At 37.2% G+C, this 277-nt stretch carries 1 protein-coding gene; it reads left to right on the top strand.

Annotated elements, in window-relative coordinates; all coding sequences use genetic code 11:
- Window positions 1–86: 86 nt before the first annotated feature.
- The coding region (locus tag SB725_RS30985) for a hypothetical protein (RefSeq protein ID WP_410923212.1) at window positions 87–277 on the top strand (191 nt) is incomplete at its 3' end.

Below are 277 nucleotides of genomic sequence, written 5' to 3'. Positions count from 1 at the left end.
CTGAGATTGTACTTGATAAACCTGAGATATACGCTGGGGGCTATGTCAGCCTATCGAGTTTGACCATTACTATTTAAAGGTGTGCTATGTCTGATAATAAGCCTGATTTAAAGTTTACGCACTTATCAGACAGTAACAATGATTTAGAATTTACAAATTTTAGACCCAATACGCTGCTAAATTTTAACGAGGTTTGGCAGCCATCTACTCAATTAGAGTTTGATAAGACAGGCGGTTCAGACGTAAAGAAAGACGTTAGTGTCTTTATATCTGCAAG

The sequence above is a fragment of the Pseudomonas sp. SIMBA_041 genome, from assembly GCF_046535095.1.
In the GTDB taxonomy this organism is placed as follows: Bacteria; Pseudomonadota; Gammaproteobacteria; order Pseudomonadales; family Pseudomonadaceae; genus Aquipseudomonas; species Aquipseudomonas mucoides.
The sequence above is the reverse complement of the archived record's forward strand: the minus strand, read 5'-3'. Positions and strand labels throughout refer to the sequence as shown.